The organism is Paenibacillus sp. EKM10P, assembly GCF_011800655.1.
GTDB lineage: Bacteria > Bacillota > Bacilli > Paenibacillales > Paenibacillaceae > Paenibacillus > Paenibacillus polymyxa.
In genome coordinates, this window is sequence record NZ_JAALET010000003.1 from 152,846 (window position 1) to 172,439 (window position 19,594).

Annotated in this window: 17 protein-coding genes; all 17 read right to left on the reverse strand. The window is 47.1% G+C overall.

The window, feature by feature from the left end; genetic code table 11:
• Nucleotides 1–6: 6 nt before the first annotated feature.
• A complete protein-coding gene (gene csaB / locus HFE01_RS10030; protein WP_102997552.1) occupies nucleotides 7–1,143 on the reverse strand; it encodes a polysaccharide pyruvyl transferase CsaB in 1,137 nt (378 codons plus the stop codon).
• Nucleotides 1,119–3,134 (reverse strand): DUF5693 family protein, encoded by a 2,016-nt coding sequence (locus tag HFE01_RS10035; RefSeq protein ID WP_016822898.1) that lies wholly within the window; start codon nucleotides 3,132–3,134, stop codon nucleotides 1,119–1,121. The genes csaB and HFE01_RS10035 overlap by 25 nt, the downstream gene beginning before the upstream one ends.
• Nucleotides 3,135–3,394: 260 nt before the next feature.
• On the reverse strand, nucleotides 3,395–5,113 hold the full coding sequence (locus HFE01_RS10040; protein WP_016822897.1) for a phospho-sugar mutase: 1,719 nt from the start codon (nucleotides 5,111–5,113) through the stop codon (nucleotides 3,395–3,397).
• Nucleotides 5,114–5,210: 97 nt separating this feature from the next.
• Entirely contained in the window at nucleotides 5,211–5,657 is a 447-nt protein-coding gene (gene fabZ, locus HFE01_RS10045) for a 3-hydroxyacyl-ACP dehydratase FabZ (protein WP_013373420.1), read from the reverse strand.
• 897 nt (nucleotides 5,658–6,554) lie between these two features.
• Nucleotides 6,555–6,767 carry a DNA-directed RNA polymerase subunit beta gene (locus HFE01_RS10050; RefSeq protein WP_029514471.1) on the reverse strand — a complete coding sequence of 71 codons (213 nt, stop codon included), beginning with the start codon at nucleotides 6,765–6,767 and terminating at the stop codon, nucleotides 6,555–6,557.
• Nucleotides 6,768–6,777: 10 nt separating this feature from the next.
• Nucleotides 6,778–7,605, reverse strand: coding sequence for a flagellar hook-basal body protein (locus HFE01_RS10055; RefSeq protein ID WP_025366008.1), 828 nt, complete (start codon nucleotides 7,603–7,605; stop codon nucleotides 6,778–6,780).
• A 13-nt stretch (nucleotides 7,606–7,618) separates the two neighbouring features.
• Entirely contained in the window at nucleotides 7,619–8,503 is an 885-nt protein-coding gene (locus tag HFE01_RS10060; protein WP_019688815.1) for a flagellar hook-basal body protein, read from the reverse strand.
• 123 nt (nucleotides 8,504–8,626) lie between these two features.
• Nucleotides 8,627–9,625 carry a rod shape-determining protein gene (gene mreB, locus HFE01_RS10065; RefSeq protein ID WP_016324820.1) on the reverse strand — a complete coding sequence of 333 codons (999 nt, stop codon included), beginning with the start codon at nucleotides 9,623–9,625 and terminating at the stop codon, nucleotides 8,627–8,629.
• A gap of 171 nt (nucleotides 9,626–9,796) precedes the next feature.
• A complete protein-coding gene (gene spoIIID / locus HFE01_RS10070; RefSeq protein ID WP_013373425.1) occupies nucleotides 9,797–10,084 on the reverse strand; it encodes a sporulation transcriptional regulator SpoIIID in 288 nt (95 codons plus the stop codon).
• A gap of 200 nt (nucleotides 10,085–10,284) precedes the next feature.
• Nucleotides 10,285–11,025 carry a stage II sporulation protein SpoIIQ gene (gene spoIIQ, locus HFE01_RS10075; protein ID WP_016822893.1) on the reverse strand — a complete coding sequence of 247 codons (741 nt, stop codon included), beginning with the start codon at nucleotides 11,023–11,025 and terminating at the stop codon, nucleotides 10,285–10,287.
• A 70-nt stretch (nucleotides 11,026–11,095) separates the two neighbouring features.
• Nucleotides 11,096–12,535, reverse strand: coding sequence for a stage II sporulation protein D (gene spoIID, locus HFE01_RS10080; RefSeq protein WP_167437855.1), 1,440 nt, complete (start codon nucleotides 12,533–12,535; stop codon nucleotides 11,096–11,098).
• 215 nt (nucleotides 12,536–12,750) lie between these two features.
• The gene (murA, locus tag HFE01_RS10085; RefSeq protein ID WP_017427134.1) at nucleotides 12,751–14,106 is read right to left on the reverse strand and encodes a UDP-N-acetylglucosamine 1-carboxyvinyltransferase; all 1,356 of its coding nucleotides are present in this window, start codon (nucleotides 14,104–14,106) and stop codon (nucleotides 12,751–12,753) included.
• 325 nt (nucleotides 14,107–14,431) lie between these two features.
• Complete coding sequence (locus tag HFE01_RS10090; RefSeq protein ID WP_016822891.1) at nucleotides 14,432–14,683, reverse strand: DUF1146 family protein; 252 nt, start codon at nucleotides 14,681–14,683, stop codon at nucleotides 14,432–14,434.
• Nucleotides 14,684–15,028: 345 nt separating this feature from the next.
• The gene (locus HFE01_RS10100; protein ID WP_016822889.1) at nucleotides 15,029–15,442 is read right to left on the reverse strand and encodes a F0F1 ATP synthase subunit epsilon; all 414 of its coding nucleotides are present in this window, start codon (nucleotides 15,440–15,442) and stop codon (nucleotides 15,029–15,031) included.
• A gap of 70 nt (nucleotides 15,443–15,512) precedes the next feature.
• Nucleotides 15,513–16,913 carry a F0F1 ATP synthase subunit beta gene (gene atpD / locus HFE01_RS10105; RefSeq protein WP_016822888.1) on the reverse strand — a complete coding sequence of 467 codons (1,401 nt, stop codon included), beginning with the start codon at nucleotides 16,911–16,913 and terminating at the stop codon, nucleotides 15,513–15,515.
• A 121-nt stretch (nucleotides 16,914–17,034) separates the two neighbouring features.
• Complete coding sequence (gene atpG, locus HFE01_RS10110; RefSeq protein ID WP_025366011.1) at nucleotides 17,035–17,901, reverse strand: ATP synthase F1 subunit gamma; 867 nt, start codon at nucleotides 17,899–17,901, stop codon at nucleotides 17,035–17,037.
• Between the two features lie 175 nt (nucleotides 17,902–18,076).
• The gene (atpA, locus tag HFE01_RS10115; RefSeq protein WP_016822886.1) at nucleotides 18,077–19,591 is read right to left on the reverse strand and encodes a F0F1 ATP synthase subunit alpha; all 1,515 of its coding nucleotides are present in this window, start codon (nucleotides 19,589–19,591) and stop codon (nucleotides 18,077–18,079) included.
• Nucleotides 19,592–19,594: the final 3 nt, after the last annotated feature.

A 19,594-nucleotide genomic window follows, 5' to 3' on the forward strand; every position in this document is an offset into this window, starting at 1 on the left:
TATCCATCATCCTTTGCGACACAAGTAATTAACGATATGTTGTGCTGGTAAGCGAGCCTCACTTTTTAACAAAGCAATTGCTGCCCCCTGGCTCTCAATCCATTGACTGCGCTGATCCAGCAGTCGTATGGACTCATTAGCCAACTTTTGCCCATCCAGTGCATCTGTAGTACCTACAGGCTGGCTACCAACACGGCTGAGGAAATGATCAATTTTGGGATCGTAAGATATCCCCAACGGGGGCACCTGATGGGACGCTGCATAAATTAAGCTGTGCAGCCTCATCCCGATCATCAAACTACATCTGCTGACTTCCAAAAGCATCTGTTGCGGATCGGTAACTTGTTCACACATGCTGACAAGGCTTCCCGTCCCCCTAATATCCCCCAACAAATCCATTACCATCCTTGAAGCCTGTACGTCGTCAGGTAAATGGAATGGCAAGAAACGCAAGTGAACACGGCGTTCCGCGGCTAATCTTTTTAAGCCGTCTGCAATAGCCGTTAAATCACGTTGTTCCTTATCCCAGTAGCGTACAGACACACCAACGACCGGGAGTTTATCCTCATCAGTCTCAGTTGCTGCATTATGCAGCTCGGAACCTGAGGGCAAAGGAAGCCCCATTACAGGGTCAGGAACAACATGAACAACCGGGCGTTTCAGTTTCATGGTACCCAGCAAAGCAGCAGATTGCTCATCTCTGACGGAAACATATTCACAGCGTTGAAACACAGATCGGATCATAGGATAAAATATCTTCCGCTGTACCGGGCCCATGCCCTGAGCGTATACAAACGTAGGCTTTCCAGCCCATTGAGCCAGTTTCAGAATCGCTAGATAATAAGGAATGCTTTTAGGGCTTGTAGTATCCTGGAGCAGACTCCCGCCGCCACTAATTAGCCCATCGCTGTTTTTAATCGCTCTCCGCACTTCTCCTAGGCTCATACGCGGAACAGCTTCTACTCCGTACATTTTCTGTGTCCAAGCAGGGTCAGAAGATAGAACAACAGGCTTGACCGTAATCCCCGCCTGACGACTCTCCTCTTCTAAAGCAGTCAGAATCGACTTGAGCACCGCTTCATCCCCACTATTGCGAAACCCGTAATAACCCGAGATTATTATCGTTTTAGCTGTGGTGACCATTTCTTCCAACATCCTTCCAGCACTTGCCACACGACAATTGCGATGATTCCCAGCACCAGACCCAATCCCAATCCCAACAGCCCGCGACTAAGCGAGAGTGCAGCCGGAGAGTGAATGTGAGCGAAGGTATCCACCATCGAGGCTTGACCAATAGCAGCTATGATCAGCAAATAGATTGCTTTGCGATATTTCAAAGCCAAGAATATCCCTGCAATAAACAATGGGTGAGCCATTAAAAATTCCTTATTACGCGGGCGTACACCAAACGCATTCTCAAGGAAATTACGGAAAACCAGCTCTGTGTTCGACACCGTACCTGCGTTTCCAGTACGAGTCAAATAGTAGTAGCCTGCCGCTGCGATAACAGCCAATGCGATAACCCACAATACAGTAATCGGCGTACGTAACAGTTTGGAGATTTCCTCCCGTATAGAAACGCCACGATAAAAGAAAATATAAATCGCAGCCAAGAAGATCGGCAGAATGTGAAGCAAGCTTACACCTCTAAATTGGTTTAACACCAGACTGTAGGCAATGCTGTTCAACAGTGCAATAACAAAAGGCACTGCAGCCAGCGACAAGATCGATGTCTGTACGTATAGTATAAGCGTTTGACTCAAACGTTGACCTACAGAAAGTTCAGGCCCCTGTTCACGTTTAATTCTGATCGTACGCACTACAATGATCATTGCAACCGTAGGTCCGCTAATCGCTGCGAGCAGCGCCAAACCTTGTTCCATTAAGCTGGAGTTCAAAACATAAAGCCCAGCAGAGCCTACCAACCCCAGTGCAAATGCAAGCAGAGTCAATGCCGGAACGAAATAGGACACCATTATGGAGAAGAAAGCTAGTGCACCCAGTACGACGATCATTTTGAGATAGCGCTGAATGGAAGAATCGACCACTTGGAACGGTTCAGCTTGTCCAAGTTCAAACCCTTTTTTCTCCATTCGTTGTACAGCGTTGCCCGGTTTGTCTAAGCTGTGAATCAGGTTGTCAACCGAGTCTTTCACCTTGGCCTCGGCAACACTACGACTAGGCGCGGTATTCAGATACAACATGCGAATATTCCGATCCTTGGTGGCCAGTGCAAAACGATCGGCCAACGTTTCCACATCGAGTGTTGCATCTTTATCACTCAATGAGTAGAGACGCACAACATTATAATGGATATCGTAAGCGAGCTTATTGAAGCCTGCCTGCGGTTTTTTTAAGTTTTCAATAGCAGCTAGGCCAATATCGTATTTGTTCAGCAATTTAGCAAATGCCGCTAAGCTATGCTCTTTCTCATTATCAGTAAAGCCTTTGACTGAATCACCTTCAAACAAAATGCGTTTTACACCATTTTGCTGAAAGGAAGCCAGCATCTCTTCCGTCAACTCCTGGTTATAGGGAAGGCTGTCACTCATGCGTGGAACAATAAAAAATCCTTTGCTCCGAAGCTGCTTCATAGCAATCGGGTCAGGCTGCATAGGCTTGAGATACGCATCCTCGGGGGATGTTTCCACAACAAGCCCCTCCTGTCCCTGATAACTCCATGGCTTTACGTTGATGCCCAGACTTGTAAACGTACGTAAAATTAACGGCTTTAGTGCCTCAGCATTTTCTTTGTCAGCGAAAACAACGTACGTATAATTCTCATTTGCAGGTGAAAGACGTTTTTCTAGATCCGCAACATTCTGAGTCGTATATGTTACAATACGGCCCGCTTTACGGAAATCATCCAGCGTACTTTCATACATCGCCATGCTGTTCACACCAGCCTGTTGTAAGCGGTCAAGCTGCTCATTCAGATAGTCCTGCGGATGAGCCTGATACGAAGCCGCCTCCGTCAAATCCCGATAATCGAATACAATCTCTACTTTTTTACTCGAGGATTCTGTCTTTACACGATCGGCGATGACTGGAATGGAAGCCAGCAAGCCAACAGCGACCAGAATCCACAACCATTTTCGAGAAGCCGTATTCCAATACTGCCATTTCTGATACACCAAAGAACCTCCTTAATATTCGGGATTTTGCAAAATTCAATGCTGCCCACTTGCCATTCTGCCCTTTAGGTAGGTCACTCATTGAATTTTGCAAAATCCTCCGTTGCCGGAATAAGCCTATTTTTCCAAAGCCTCTTCCAGGTTATTCTGCAATACAGAGAAATGACCTCCACGGCGTACTGCCCTTTGCCGTGAGAGGTCACCGATTACCATTTCATATTCTAATTACCTTAACCTATTCTATTATAAAGGGAATTTTCTCAAGCGTCTACGCGAGCCATAACAGCATCGACCAGCTGACCGATTCTTTGCTCCGCGTCTGACAGCGAGGAACCACGTACTGCAAAATATACTTTGATTTTAGGCTCTGTGCCCGAAGGACGCAGGCAGAACCATGAACCGTCCTCCAATAAAAACTTGAGTACGTTTTCCTGCGGAAGTCCGTCCAGGCCTTGTGAGTAGTCCAGTACTTTGTCTACCTTCACACCTGCAATCTCTTGAGGTGCGTTGCTGCGCCAATCCGTCATTTTGCCCTGAATTTGCTCCACTCCATTCTTCCCCTTGAGTGTACGAGACTCCAGCTTCTCAAGGAAGTAGCCAAACTGCTCGTACAGCTCTTGTAAAACATCATAGAGCGTCTTGCCTTGCGTGCTGTAATAAGCAGCAGCTTCAGCGATCAGCATGGCCGCCAAAACAGCATCCTTGTCACGAGCATAATTTCCTGCCAGATAGCCGTAGCTCTCTTCATAGCCAAACAGGTAGGTATACTCGCCAGTTTGGTCAAACTGGTTCATTTTCTCGCCAATATACTTGAAGCCAGTTAGCGTGTTAAACACTGTTGCTCCAAAATGCTCAGCAATAACTGCACCCATTTCGCTAGTTACGATGGTTTTGATAACTGCACCATTATTCGGAAGCTTGCCGGTTTCTTTCAGTTGATTCAGCAAGTAGTAAACCATAATGGCGCCGGACTGATTACCGGACAAGACCACATATTCGCCATCACGGTTTTTCACAACTGCCCCCATACGGTCAGCATCAGGGTCTGTTCCGATCAACAGATCTGCACCAATTTTCTCACCCAGCGCAATGGCCAGCTTGAACGCATCACGTTCTTCCGGATTAGGCGACTTAACGGTCGAAAATTCTGCATCTGGCTGCTCTTGTTCAGGCACAATATGCACCTGTTCAAAACCAATTTTTTCCAGTACACGACGAACAGGTATATTTCCAGTGCCATGAAGAGGTGTAAACACAACTTTGAAGTTCTTGCCCGGTCCAGCTGCAATCAGTTCTCGGTTCACACTCACACTGGCTACCGTATCTACAAACGCTTCATCTTCCTCTTCTCCAAGCCAAACCAACAATCCCTGCGCCTCTGCTTCTTCACGTGTCAGACTTTTGATGTCAGCAAAAGAAGGAACCTCACGAATATAGCCAATCACCTTTTCAGCCTGATCAGGAACAAGCTGACCACCTTCATTATTGTATACCTTGTAACCATTATACTCGGGAGGATTGTGGCTCGCCGTTACAACGATTCCTCCACTGGCTCCCAAATGACGTACACTAAACGAAAGCTGTGGCGTTGGACGCAAGGAAGGGAACAACTTAGCTACGATACCATTGCCCGCCAACACCAAAGCTGCATCCAAAGCAAACTCTGGCGAAAAATGACGCGAATCATGTGCAATGACAACTGAAGGTTTTCCTTCTTTGCCAGCATGCTGCTCTAAAATATAGCGAGCGAGTCCTTGAGTCGCACGTCCAATCACATAACGATTCATCCGGTTACTGCCTGCCCCGATCACTCCACGCAGACCGCCTGTACCGAATTCCAGTTCTTTGTAAAAACGATCCTCTAGTTCCTGGTCGTTGCCTTGCAATGCGCGCAACTCCTGTTTGGTTTCTTCATCAATATAAGGGTCTTGCAGCCAGCTCTCAATGCCTTCTAATGCTTTTTTACTCAACTGCGTCATACGGAATTTCCCCTCTCCATTTTTGGGTTGTCAAAACAGGATCTCTATGTACACATGCACTCGGTTCAGACGTCGTGCTTATGTCGGCAGGGCTTGTCTATTGTGGTGGGTCTGATAAAGCAAACATAATCTCGCCCTCAGCTACTACCGTGTCGCCCACTTTCGCCGTAGCTTTCCCTTTGCCAAAAGCGCCTTTGGAACGAGTAATTTCCACTTCAAGTGTCAGCGTATCCCCAGGGACTACCTGCCCACGGAAACGGAAACCGTCCAACCCTGCCAAAAAGCCGATTTTGCCGCGATTGCTCTCTAGGTGCAGTAATGCGACTGCTCCGACTTGAGCCAACGCTTCAGTGATCAACACACCAGGCATAACGGGATAACCCGGAAAATGTCCAATGAAATGAGGCTCAGTCATCGTTACATTTTTAATGCCTACTGCTCTCTTCCCTTCCTCCAGTTCAATAATACGGTCCACCAACAAAAATGGCGGTCGATGCGGAATAATCTCCTGAATTTGATTAACATCCAATTGCAATTTGTCCATTTAGCTTAATAACTCCTCCCGCTTGCAGATTTCACTCTGTTCAGCCAGAGTTACTGCAAGCATAATATTACCCCGCTAACGCTGTATAAAAACAGCTCATCACGGCAACAATGTTAGATATCCTTCACCTACTGCAGAAGTGAAGGTTGAGATAAGGGGCTTTTTCCGCCGATTACGCAACCAGAGGCGAGAAGAAGCCCTTTTGCTCGTGCTTGGTTTTACCCCGCAGTGTTATAAACTCCCCATCATTATACATTCATCAGGTGCAAAAAGAAAATTATGCGGAAGTACCATATTTGTTGCTCCTATTATGGAGTGAAGCGAAGTTTCAATTGAGTCAAGGTGAGCAGGCTACGGGGGATGGATCATTCTTCCGATCGCTGTTATCCTCAGATTTTCCATTATATAAAACCCGAAAGGGTTAAAATCCGAGGATAAAGGCGAACGCTATCGCTTCTTCAGAACGATTCCATCCCCTCCGCCAAGTTATTTTTGGCTCATAAAGAAAGCTCGCTTCAATAATACTCGCTTGTCGTGAAGGGCAGAGAAACAATCGGAGGGCTCTGCGAATGGCCTACATTGGCCGCAATCCATGCGTGCTACGCTGGCGGCTCTTGCCGTCGGCGACATAACAAAACCCTGCGCCACTGGCACAGGGTTTTGCTTTCTATACTCCCCACACAATTGCGGGTTGATTTACCTTTACAAAAGTGGACAATGGCGGGTAGCAGCGGAACGAAGGATTTGAATCTGGAGAAGCGTAAGTGTTCGCCTTTGCAACGGGATTTTTACATCTAAATAGCTTTAATAATATGAAAATTCCGTTGCAACAGCGATCGTAAGATCAAATCATTCGCGGAGCGGTCTTTTCCCACCACAGCCACTTTTTTAAGTAAACTAAGGCGCAAATATAAGATCAATGACATGCTGCCAGGTTTTCCATTCAAATACGCCTGCCAGCCCTTGCTTACCTACAATTACATATCCTGCAATTAGGCCGCCTAACAGCGAGAACAGAAGCAACAACGGAACTACGAAATAACGAACAGTACGCCAGCGGGATTTAGTCTTTTCAGGCATCGGACGGGAATCAGATTGTTCTTCCTTCATCACCAAATCCTTAAGCCCTCAAATTGTTAGCCAGGTTCATCATGGTATCGCTAGAGGTTAATGCCCGTGCCGCCATTTGATACATCCGCTGGACTTGCATCATATCCGTCATTTCGCCCGCTAAATCCACATTAGACTCCTCAAGATAACCGGAACGCACAGATACGTCCGTTGGAACAGCACCTGCCACCCCTGCTGCACCGAATACGTCTGCTTCTGTCACGCCATTTGCTAACACAAACAGGTTATCATCCCGCTGTTGCAAACCTTCTGGACGCTGTACATCCATTAGCTTAATTCGCTGACCAACTGTCGGAGCGCCAGTTCCATTAGCACGAATCAGCAATTCGCCATCGGAGTTAATAGCTACTTTGGAACCCGCTGGTGCAGTCACAGGAACATCGTTATTATCCAGCACAGAATAACCTTCGGCAGTGGTCAACATCATCGTCTCATTATCATTCGGATCAGGAATAAAATGAAAGCTGCCATCACGCGTCCAAGCTTTTTGCCCATTTCCTTGGATTTCAAACAAAGCATTCCCCTGGATCGCCAGATCGGTAGGAAGTCCCGTCTCCTTGAGCGGACCTTGCTCCATATTTTTCATAATTGCGGCCGTTTTGACTCCGTAGCCCAAATTATAGCCGAGCGGCATCGCCCGTCCATTTTGGAGATACGTCGAAGGCTGTTGCTGCACATTAGCCAATACATCTTCAAAGGAACCCTGTTTACTCTTATAACCAACTGTATTGACATTGGCGATATTATCGGCAATTAAATCCAAACGCTGCTGCACACTGGCCATAGACACCATTGCGCCAATCATGGAGTTGTTCATCACTTACCCCCTGTTATACACGGCCTACTTCGTTAACGGCCTTGTCCAAGCTTTTATCATAAAATTGAATAACCTTCTGATTTGCTTCATACGCTCTTAACGCAGCCATCATATCCACCATCGACTGAGCAGCATCTACATTAGATACTTCCAGATAGCCCTGGCGAACAGATACAGTATCGTTAGCGGTCATCATTCTAGCCGTAGCACCATCCGTATCATTCAGACGGAAATTACCGTTGCCCTCACGAACGAGCTGGTATGGCCGATCAATAACACTAATTCCAAGCGTCGTTCCGAGCAACTGGTTAGATTGGCTGTCCACCAATTGACCCCGTTCATTTACTTTAAGCGCTGAGACAGGCCCCGTCAATTGAATTGGGTTTCCATTCGTATCCAACACTGCTGAACCAGTCGACGAAAGCAATGCTCCCGTTCCATTTACTTGAAAATGTCCATCACGTGTATAGCGGACATTACCATTATTGTCCCGTACCGTAAAAAACGCTTCTGGACGATAGGTGACTTCACCGTTAGCATTGATGAATTTCCCCGCCTGATCAAAAGCCATAGGTCGACCAGTAGCCGGGTCGTTCACATTAATATTGGACTGTAACGCAAAATCCGTAGTTTGTCCACTATCCTTCAACGCTCCCTGAATGTAAGGAGAGAGGCTTTCCTCAGCAAAAACGCCAGTATTGAGCTTGCCGACCGTACGGTCCGGGTTATCAGGGTTTCCCCCCGTCATGGAAATAAGCATTTCGGGGAATGAGCGTTGAACGCTATTCTCCTGTTTATATCCCGTGGTATTCATATTAGCAATATTTTGCGTCACAGTGTCATGACGTCGTTGTTGTGTCATCATTCCGGCAGCCGCAGTATATAAACCTCTCAACATGTATCGTGCACCCCAATCCTATACTCTGCTCATCAATTATATGCTCGCATGGAGGCACTAAAGCCAAAATGCTAGGCAACCTGCCTGACCGCACACGAGTCTCTTATAGTCACTATCGGCAGATTAGAACTTTTTCTTAACCACATGATCCAAATTATCCAGCATAATTCCTGTACCTTTAACGACACAATGCATCGGATCTTCAGCAACCAGCACTGGAACACGCAATTCTTCAGCAAGCAGCTCGTCCAAACCGCTAAGCAACGCACCACCGCCAGTCAAAATGACACCACGGTCAATAATATCGGCTGATAGCTCCGGTGGCGTCTGCTCCAGTACAAACTTAGCTGCAGCTACAATCGCTGACACGGGATCTCTCAGCGCGTCCTGCACTTCTTCCGCGGAAATACTTAACGTTTTGGGCAATCCGGATACCATATCCCGTCCACGGATGTCCATCTCAGCACGTCGTCCGCTCGGATGCACGGTTCCGATAGCAATCTTGATATCCTCAGCCGTACGTTCCCCGATGAGAAGCTTGTACTTCGTTTTCACATATTTCATGATGGCTGTATCAAATTTGTCCCCTGCCATTTTAATAGAAGAAGCTGTTACAACATCTCCCATAGAGAGGACTGCAACGTCTGTTGTTCCGCCACCAATATCTACGACCATGTTGCCGCTAGGCTCAAAGATATCCATTCCGGCCCCGATGGCAGCCGCTTTTGGCTCTTCCTCCAAAAATACTTCTTTCGCCCCGCTACGCTCCGCCGCTTCACGAATCGCTTTTTGCTCCACTGAGGTAATGTTCGTCGGCGCACAAATCAAAATACGAGGGTGGCTGTACCAGCTTTTTCCCCCTACCCGATTAATAAAATATTTCAACATCGCTTCTGTTACTTCAAAATCGGCGATGACACCATCACGCAATGGACGGATGGCTATGATATTACCAGGAGTACGTCCTACCATACGGCGCGCTTCTTCTCCGACAGCCAGAACTCTTTTTGTATCGCTTTCTATCGCAACAACGGAAGGTTCGTCAAGAACAACCCCCTTACCTTTGACGTGGATAAGCACGTTGGCCGTACCGAGGTCGATACCGATATCATTACTGAACATATTAAAAAGGCCCCCAAAGTGATATTTTAAAAAGCTAAGATTCGACAAGAAGCGGCAAATATATGTATAAACCTACGGTTACATGTCATTTTTCGTCTTGTACCATCTTTTAACATATCATACTTCAGGGGGTTGATTCAATGGCTTTGCCAGCCAATTCACTATATATTTTTAGGACTTGCCAGAAACAAGAATTCCCCTTCTTTTCCCACTCGTTTTTTTGTATTTAATTTTCGTCGCTTCACCCCCCCGCAGATGGCGGATGGATTTATGGTATTCGAGAATGTGCTTCACCTGATCGGCAAGATCCGGGTTAATTTCAGGCAGCCGTTCGGTCAGATCTTTATGCACCGTGCTCTTGGAGACACCAAATTCCTTGGCAATCGTACGGACCGTATTCCTTGTTTCCACGATACAGCGACCGATTTTGATGGTCCGTTCCTTGATGTAATCGTGCACGCTCCCGCCTCCCTACTGTGGATAGTTTGGTACATTATATGAGGAGCGTGCCTATATATTCGCGGTTTGGTGGTAAGACATGCTTCGGAAGGCCTATTTATTTGGCAAAAGTAGCTTATGTTTACCTTATGCGCTAAAACTACACAAGAAAAAAGCAGGGAATATGAATTCCCCGCTTTGCATGCAAAGCTATGACCCATTTATTTTTTAGGAAGCAGACCTGTTGGATTCACCGGCTTGTCATCCTGGTACACTTCAAAATGCAGATGTGTTTTCAAATCCTTTTCGAGCTCATTGCGACCTGCTGAAGCAATCACATCATTTTGTTTCACTTGATCGCCTTCTTTTACTTTCAGATCGCTCAAGCTTTGGTACACTGTTTTGAGATTATTATCATGCGTGATTTCTACGACGTTACCTACCAGCGGATGTTGTTCCACACGGGATACTTTCCCACTCAGTGCAGCTCTCACTTCAAACGCTTGATCGTCGGACCGAGAAAGGTCAATCCCGGTGTTAGCGGTAAATGTTTTATCGTACTCTACCATAGCTGCCGCTTGCTCATCAGCCGTCGCGTTTTCGTCAAAGAAAGGCTTAACGACCTGCACTGCGCTAGCATCTGCCACCGGCCATGCGATATTTTCCGACTGAGCAACAACCTCCACACTTTCTGGTTGTTGTTCGTTAACATCGGTACTCACTGCGCTTGTGCTTTGTACCGATGGACTAGCTGGGTCAGGTTTGAAAGACTTATGGCTAGCATCCTGATAGACCCACACTAAGGTTAGTATAATGGCTGCTGCGGCAATGTAGGCTGCCGGGTATGCCCACCTTTTGGACAACAGCTTTTTCCACGAAGACGGCCGTGAAGCTCTTCCACCCTGAAAGGTTTTGGGTGTATCTTCATGATTTTGGTTCTGGTTTTTATTTTGTTCACTCATTTGCTCATCACCTCAGTAACCAGTGTTACCGGGCGCAACTCTTTTATACTTCAAAGTTACGAAAAATTTACTAACTTAGAATACGAGAGGCATTCGCAAAAGAAATGCCAGTATAATAGTGAAGAAGAATCTGAGTGGCCGTATGGCCTTCCTTGGCCATTCCGTTGGCTCCCCACTGACTCATACCGACGCCATGGCCATAACCGTAGGTCGTTATAGCAATCCGATCCCCTTCGGTCTTCCACGTAAATTCAGCCGATCGTAGCCCTAGTTTGTTACGAATCTCCGGTCCCGTAAAGACCGAACCTCCCACTTCAATCTTTTTGATGCGATGCCCTTCTGTTTTGGAGAGTATACGAATCTCTGGCATACTCCCCCCTCCAGTAGAAGCAGTGACCGCAGCACGACTCAATCCTAATCTATCGAACACGCTCTGACGACTCAGTGTAACGGTTTCTGTAAAACGAGGAGCCAACTGCTTGTCCCATGGACTGGACACACTTCGTAAATAGGGCACGGCCTTCGCCCATACATCCTCTGAATTTTCGGTATAGCCGTTGCTGGTAGAAAAAAAAGAAGCTGTAATGGGTTTGCCATCATATACCATGATTGTATCCTTGGTGTCGCGTACAGCCTGACGAATTTTAGTCAGATCTGCGGATTTGCCAGAATGCTCCCATTCTCTAGTAAGTTTAGCTTTGGAGATGTAAGCCTGGTGTTTAACGGTATCTGTCACATCTGCGCCCGCCGGGGCACCACTGGTATCATCAGCCAACAAACGCCGGGTAATGAAGGTACGCGCGGCAATGGCCTGTGCCTTCAATGCCTCTTCCTCAAAGCTGGGCGGCATTTCAGCTGCTACTACGCCGACAATGTATTGCTCCAAAGGCAGTGTCTCCGTCCGGCCAGTAGACGTGACGTATACCCGCACGTCCGGCTCTGCCGCAGCCGGCACGCTGCGCGCTGGAGCAGCCGGTACGGCTGGCATCGGCGGGAAACCTGGCAGGCGCGTAACGGGCGCCTCGCTCTTTGCCGCCGTATTAGGCTGCGCGGGTGCGGCTGTGCGGCTCCCAGACGGCAAAGGCTGCACTGCCTGTCGAGGCCATGCCATTAGTGCGGGCACAGCCATGGCAAGCACCAGCACCCCTGCCATGGCTGCAAAGGGCAGCCATGGGCGGCGGCTCCCCCAACGTGGGGCTCGCCCGGCTACAGGCCGCAGATGCGGCTGCGGTCCCTGCCGCCTGCTTGCATCGTATGTGTTACCGGGAGCTGTTCCAGTGTCAGGAAGCATCGCACCGACAGTGTGTATAGTGGAAGTCAACGCTGTGGTACGCCGATGGGTCTTGGCGATAGGCGGCAATGCGCCTGTTGTGCCTGGCTGCTGCTGCATAAGCTTATTTTTCTGCAACGAAGTTGCTATAGAGCCAGAGCTTTCCTTCGCAAGTGAGGCCTGGCGATGTTCCTTAGGATGATGTATTGGTATACGGATGCGAACCTGTGAATCTTTCATAAGCTGAAACCTCCATCAAAGGGTTAAGTGTCCGGCTAAAGTACACATATACTCCAGCAGATATTCTCAATCATATGAGGTCGTCCACTTTGATAGAACCGTTTTGAGAGAACTGAAAGAATGAAAAAGACAGGCAGCAAAAACACAAAAAAACCAAGTCCTTTCGGACTTGGTTCTAATGGTTCAAGTTAATACCTATGCCAATACGTTAAAGGTTAGGCGAGGGAAGGTTGAATCTTCTTGAACAGATTCCCTGACGTTTCTTCTGCCACAACGCGCTCTGTGCTGGCCGAATGATCAAGTTTGGATTCATCTACAGTCACTCTGTAAATATCCGCTCCCAATCCAGTCAGTTTCTCAGCCAAATGAACGTAACCACGATCGATGTGATGAACGCCAGATACCTCCGTTGTACCTTCTGCAATAAGTCCGGTCAGAATTAACGCAGCTCCTGCACGCAAATCTGTCGAGGTTACTTTCGCACCCGTCAGCTTAGCATTGCCAGTTACAATCGCCGAACGACCTTCGACCTTAATTTCCGCATTCATGAGATGAAATTCATCCACATGCATGAAACGATTTTCAAACACAGTTTCCGTAATGATGCTCGTTCCTTCAGCGGCAAGTTGAAGTGCCATCATCTGAGACTGCATATCGGTCGGAAACCCAGGATAAGGCAGCGTTTTAACATCAACGGCCTTTAGCGGCTTATCCGCAATGACACGAATACCATTTTCATCGGGTTGAATCGTTACACCCATTTCTTCCATCTTGGATATAACCGGTCCCAAATGATCGGATATCGCGCCTTCTACATATACGTTCCCGCCTGTGATCGCAGCAGCAACCATATAAGTACCTGCTTCTACCCGGTCGGGAATGACCGTATGTTTTACACCATGCAGCTTCTCGACGCCTTCTATACGAATTACGCCTGTGCCTGCACCGCGTACTTTGGCTCCCATGCCATTCAGGAAGTTGGCGAGATCAACGATCTCAGGTTCCTTAGCAGCATTCTCAATGGTAGTTACGCCCTCAGCAAGAGTAGCGGCCATCATAATATTCTCGGTTGCTCCTACGCTGGCTACATCCAAATAAACTTTAGCTCCGCGCAGACGACCGTTACTTTTAGCTTCAATAAAGCCCTGGCCCAAGCTTATCTCGGCGCCCAACGCTTCGAACCCCTTCAAATGCTGATCAATAGGTCTTGTTCCAATTGCGCATCCGCCTGGAAGCGAGATTCTTGTACGTCCCAAACGTGTAAGCAATGGCCCCATAACCAAAAATGATGCGCGCATTTTCCTAACCCACTCGTAAGGGGCTTCACAGGAAATTATCTTCCGCGCGTCAACACGAATGACCTCGTCTTGGTATGTAACGCCTGCTCCTAAGGACTCCAGCACTTTGTTAATGGTCATCACATCGTCTAGAGGAGGTGCATCCATAATAACACTTTCTCCTTCTTCTCCTAACAGAGAAGCGGCGATGATCGGCAGAACTGAGTTTTTGGCTCCGCTGACTTTGACACTCCCGGTCAATCTGTTGCCACCGCGGACGATAAATTTGCTCATCTATGGTTCCCTCCGCGCGTCATTTCTCTTTTCCATTTTTGAAAAAAAGAACATATTCCGCTATTTTCATGCCTTGCTTTTTCATTACATAAAAAAACAAGATTTTACTAATACCCTAACTGCCATCATACCACTGATTTAAACAAGTATACAAGCGTTTTTTTGTACTTGACGACCATTGCGTTCTAACTGATTGAGCCAGTTATACATGTATGGTTCTTTTGTTTACCATTGTTAACAATATGGCACGATGTTATTCGACAATTCCTGCAACATCCACAGTCATAAAATCATATAACCCGCCTACTTCATGTTAAAACAAATTCTAGAGCATCTGGCTCCAAGAGATGTAGTTCAACAAGAAACCAGAAACCAACTGTCCCAAAATTATAGCAAGAAACAAGTGCAGCAATCTGCCCTGCGGTCCTTTGGGTTGCCGGATTAACAAATCCAGCTTTAAGCTTTGCAAAGCCCACCAAGCTAACGCTATACAGACGAGCGATACGATCATGGAGATCAGCGCGGTCATACTCGCCGATTGACTTAACTGTTCAGCCAACTGCTGCTTCCCGTTCATCCGTAATTCCTCCCATCTGCGTCACAGACTTCTTTATAATACTCGGCGAGCGCCTAATATGCCAGTGCTATTTCTGTTTCCAGTACATTTATTTCGACAAAATGTGAATAATCACTTCTGTTTCGCGAATTTAAAAGGTACTAAATACCTAGCCATCAAACAAGAAATAGGACTATATTTTTGGAAAAGACAGCTAAAAAAGGGCTCGATCACAGTGATCGAAGGAAGCAAAGGCGTCACTTACCTTCTGCAGGCATTCTTGGGCAGAAGTTATGAAGTGGTCTCTTTGTCATTCCATCCGTATACTATGCCGAACCCTTTTAAAATTCCACTCAAAATCCAATATTAATTCTTATTGGTTCTGATACTTGTAGCATTCAATCGGTTAAGCGCCCGTTGCAGAGCGACTTCTGCCCGATGATGATCTATCTGTTCCTGCTTGCTCTGGAGCCGCAGTTCTGCCCGCTCCCTTGCCGCACGGGCACGCTCCACATCAATATCTTCGGAACGTTCCGCACTCTCAGCCAAAATGACCACTTTATCTTTGCGGACTTCAACAAAGCCCCCATTGACAGCGATCACTTCAGTTTGACCACCGATTTTAATACGTATCGGTGCAATCTTCAAGGGAGTGACCAAGGGAAGGTGTCCTGGTAAAATCCCAAGATCGCCTTCCGAGCCGCGAACACTGATGCTGTTTACCTGTTCCGTATAGACCAGGCGCTCCGGCGTCACAATCTCTAGTAAATACGTGCTCACTTGAATCCCTCCTGGAAGCTGTCCACAGACAGCTCACTTCGTAAGGCTCGGCTATTCTCTGCCTGTATGTTTACAACGTTTTAGCTTTTTCAACTGCTTCTTCGATGGCTCCTACAAAAAGGAAGGCCGCTTCTGGAAGGTGGTCATACTTGCCCTCCAAAATTTCTTTGAAGCTTCGTACAGTTTCTTTAACCGGCACATATTTACCCGGGAAGCCGTTAAATGCTTCGGCAACATGGAAAGGTTGTGAAAGGAAACGCTGGATTTTACGGGCACGTGCTACCAGCATTTTATCTTCTTCACTCAACTCGTCCATACCCAGGATCGCAATAATATCCTGAAGCTCATTGTAGCGGGCCAAAATTTGTTTTACCCCTTGCGCTACATTATAATGCTCTTCACCCACAACGTCTGGAGCCAAAATACGGGAGCTTGATGCGAGTGGATCAACCGCTGGGTAAATACCCATTTCGGAAATTTTACGTTCCAGGTTTGTTGTAGCATCCAAATGGGCAAACGTCGTAGCAGGAGCCGGGTCAGTGTAGTCATCCGCAGGCACGTAGATTGCCTGAATGGAAGTAACCGAACCTTTTTTAGTAGAAGTAATCCGTTCTTGCAATTGACCCATCTCAGTTGCCAGCGTAGGCTGGTAACCTACTGCGGAAGGCATACGTCCCAACAGGGCAGAAACCTCAGAACCTGCTTGGGTAAAGCGGAAAATGTTATCAATAAAGAGCAACACGTCACGGCCTTCTTGATCACGGAAATACTCAGCCATCGTCAGACCTGTGAGGGCAACACGCAAACGCGCACCCGGAGGCTCGTTCATTTGTCCAAACACCATCGCTGTTTTGTTGATAACGCCGGAATCTCTCATTTCATGGTACAAGTCATTTCCTTCACGTGTACGTTCACCTACACCTGCGAATACAGAAATACCACCATGCTCCTGAGCGATATTGTTAATCAATTCTTGAATGGTTACGGTTTTACCTACACCAGCACCACCAAACAATCCGACTTTACCACCTTTGGCATAAGGAGCCAGCAAGTCGATAACCTTAATACCAGTTTCGAGCATCTCTGCTTGAGTTGTCAGTTCTTCGAAAGAAGGCGCTTGACGGTGAATCGGATTTCTAGCCGTTTCACTCATATCAGCACCATTATCAATTGGCGTTCCAAGCACGTTAAATACACGTCCAAGAGTAGCTTCGCCGACAGGTACCGAGATAGGCGCTCCCAGATCTATTGCTTCAGCTCCACGAACCAAACCATCTGTGGAAGACATGGCAATACAACGCACACGGTTGTCACCTAGATGTTTTGAAGCTTCGAGCGTCAGATCAATTTTGACTCCGCTCTCCAGCACAGTCCCAATATGAATGGCATTCAGAATTTCCGGAAGCTGCCCACGTTCAAACTCAACGTCGACAACCGGACCCATGATGCTCACTACGCGTCCTTTGTTCATCTTTTGGTTTCCCTCCTACAAGCTTGCACAGCCGCAAATCCGAACCATTCTGATTTGTTTTGCGCCCGCAATTTATCATAATAGTGTAGACCCTGTTATAAAACAGTCGCAAGAAGTCGCATTAAGACTGAGCGTTAGCCCCTGCGACAATTTCCGTAATTTCCTGGGTAATAGCCGCTTGACGAGCACGGTTATAGGTTAAGGAAAGCTCTCCAATCAACTTGGTAGCATTCTTCGTAGCTGATCCCATTGCCGTCATCTTCGCTCCCAGCTCACTTGCTTTACCATCCAGCAAAGCGCCGTAAATGAGCGTTTCCGCGTAACGCGGTAGCAATACTTCAAGCACACCTTCTGGTGAAGGTTCATACTCATAGTTAATTGAGGATGAAGTCGTAGCAGAATCCGGTGTTGCCATCGGTAACAAACGATCAACTGTTGGAATTTGAGTCAATGCGTTGACAAAGCGGTTATAGCATAGATAAAGCTCATCAAATTCTTTAAGTTCAAAGCCTTGTACTGCCTTGCTAGCAATCGTTTTGATATCTGCAAATGCAGGTGTATCTGACAGATCTGTTACCGATTCAGCGATAGGAAATTCACGACGTCTGAAATAATCCCGTCCTTTTCGCCCAATGATGAAAATCATAAATTCATCCTGTGAACGGTGACGTTCAGCAATCGTCTGCGTAACCTGTCGCAAAATATTGGCGTTATAACCACCAGCCAGACCACGATCAGATGTAATGATGAGATAAGCCGTCTTTTTAACTGGACGCGTCTCTAGCATTGGATGCTTGATGTTATTCGCTCCAGAAGCAATGCTACTCACAACTTCTTTAAGCTTTTCCGAGTAAGGACGAGCCGATTCCGCTTTTTCCTGAGCTTTTCTCAGCTTGGATGCAGCGACCATTTCCATTGCTTTCGTGATCTGCTTCGTACTCTGCACACTTTTAATCTGACGTTTAATCTCGCGCATACCTTTTGCCATGATTTCACCACCTTCAAGCTTTGACAAAGCCAAAGCTAACTTCGTAAGATTCAAATCCAGCCGGACATATGTTAAAGGGCCTGTTAGTGAGGGTAAAACATGCCAAGGAAGCCACAACCCAGAGGGTACGCTTCCTTAGGACATCTTTCATCATAAACAGGCAAATTCCAATGTATTAAACCGACGTGGCGAATGATTTTTTGAATTTCTCGATAGCTGCCTTCAAAGCTGCTTCATTATCAGCAACCAAGTCTTTCGTGTCGCGGATAGATTGAAGCACATCCTGATGATCGGACTCCATGAAAGACAGGAAGTCTTTTTCAAAACGTTTTACATCCGCTACAGGAATATCATCGAGGAAGCCTTTTACAGCAGTATACAAGCTCACTACTTGTTGCTCTACAGCAAGCGGTTGGTTAACACCTTGTTTCAAAATTTCCATCATGCGTGCACCGCGATCGAGACGGGCTTTAGTGGATTTATCCAAGTCGGACCCGAATTGGGAGAACGCTTGAAGCTCACGATATTGAGCGAGATCCAGACGCAGGGAACCTGCAACCTTTTTCATCGCTTTAATCTGAGCGGAGCCACCTACACGAGATACGGAAATACCTACGTTGATCGCCGGACGTTGCCCTGCATAGAACAAGTCAGCTTCCAGGAAGATCTGTCCATCCGTGATGGAAATAACGTTAGTTGGAATATACGCAGAAACGTCGGAAGCCTGTGTCTCGATGAACGGCAATGCGGTAAGTGATCCGCCACCCAACTCATCATTCAGCTTCGCTGCACGTTCCAGCAAGCGAGAGTGCAGGTAGAAAACGTCACCCGGATATGCTTCACGACCCGGTGGACGACGCAGCAACAGGGAAAGTTCCCGGTAAGCAGACGCTTGTTTAGTCAAGTCATCATAAACAACGAGGACGTGCTCGCCTTTGTACATAAAGTACTCACCCATGGCACAGCCAGAGTAAGGAGCAATGTACAGCAATGGTGATGGTTCGGAAGCAGATGCCGTAACGACAATCGTGTATTCCAGCGCACCATGACGACGCAATGTTTCAACAACTTGAGCAACCGTGGATTGTTTTTGACCAATAGCAACATAAATACATTTCATGCCGTTGCCTTTTTGGTTCAAAATAGCATCGATTGCGATAGAAGTTTTACCTGTTTGACGGTCACCGATAATCAGCTCACGTTGACCACGACCAATCGGAACCATCGCATCAATAGCTTTAATCCCTGTCTGCATAGGCTCATGTACCGATTTACGGGCCATAACGCCTGGAGCCTGACTTTCAACCGGACGGAATTCTGTTGTAGCAATCGGTCCTTTACCGTCTACCGGTTGTCCCAGCGGGTTAACTACACGTCCGATCATTGCTTCGCCTACAGGGACTTGCATGATCTGACCTGTACGTTTTACTTGACCACCTTCGCGAATGTCGGAGAATTGACCCAAAATAACAACACCGACATTGCTCTCTTCCACATTGAGCGCCAAGCCCAATACGCCAGTGTCGAATTCGACCAATTCACCGGCCATAACTTTTTCCAGTCCGTAGACGCGGGCAATACCGTCGCCGACTTCAACAACAGTGCCGACTTCAACGACCTCGATATCATTTTTATATTGTTCAATCTGACTTTTAATCAATGAACTGATTTCCTCAGGTTTGATACTCAAGTG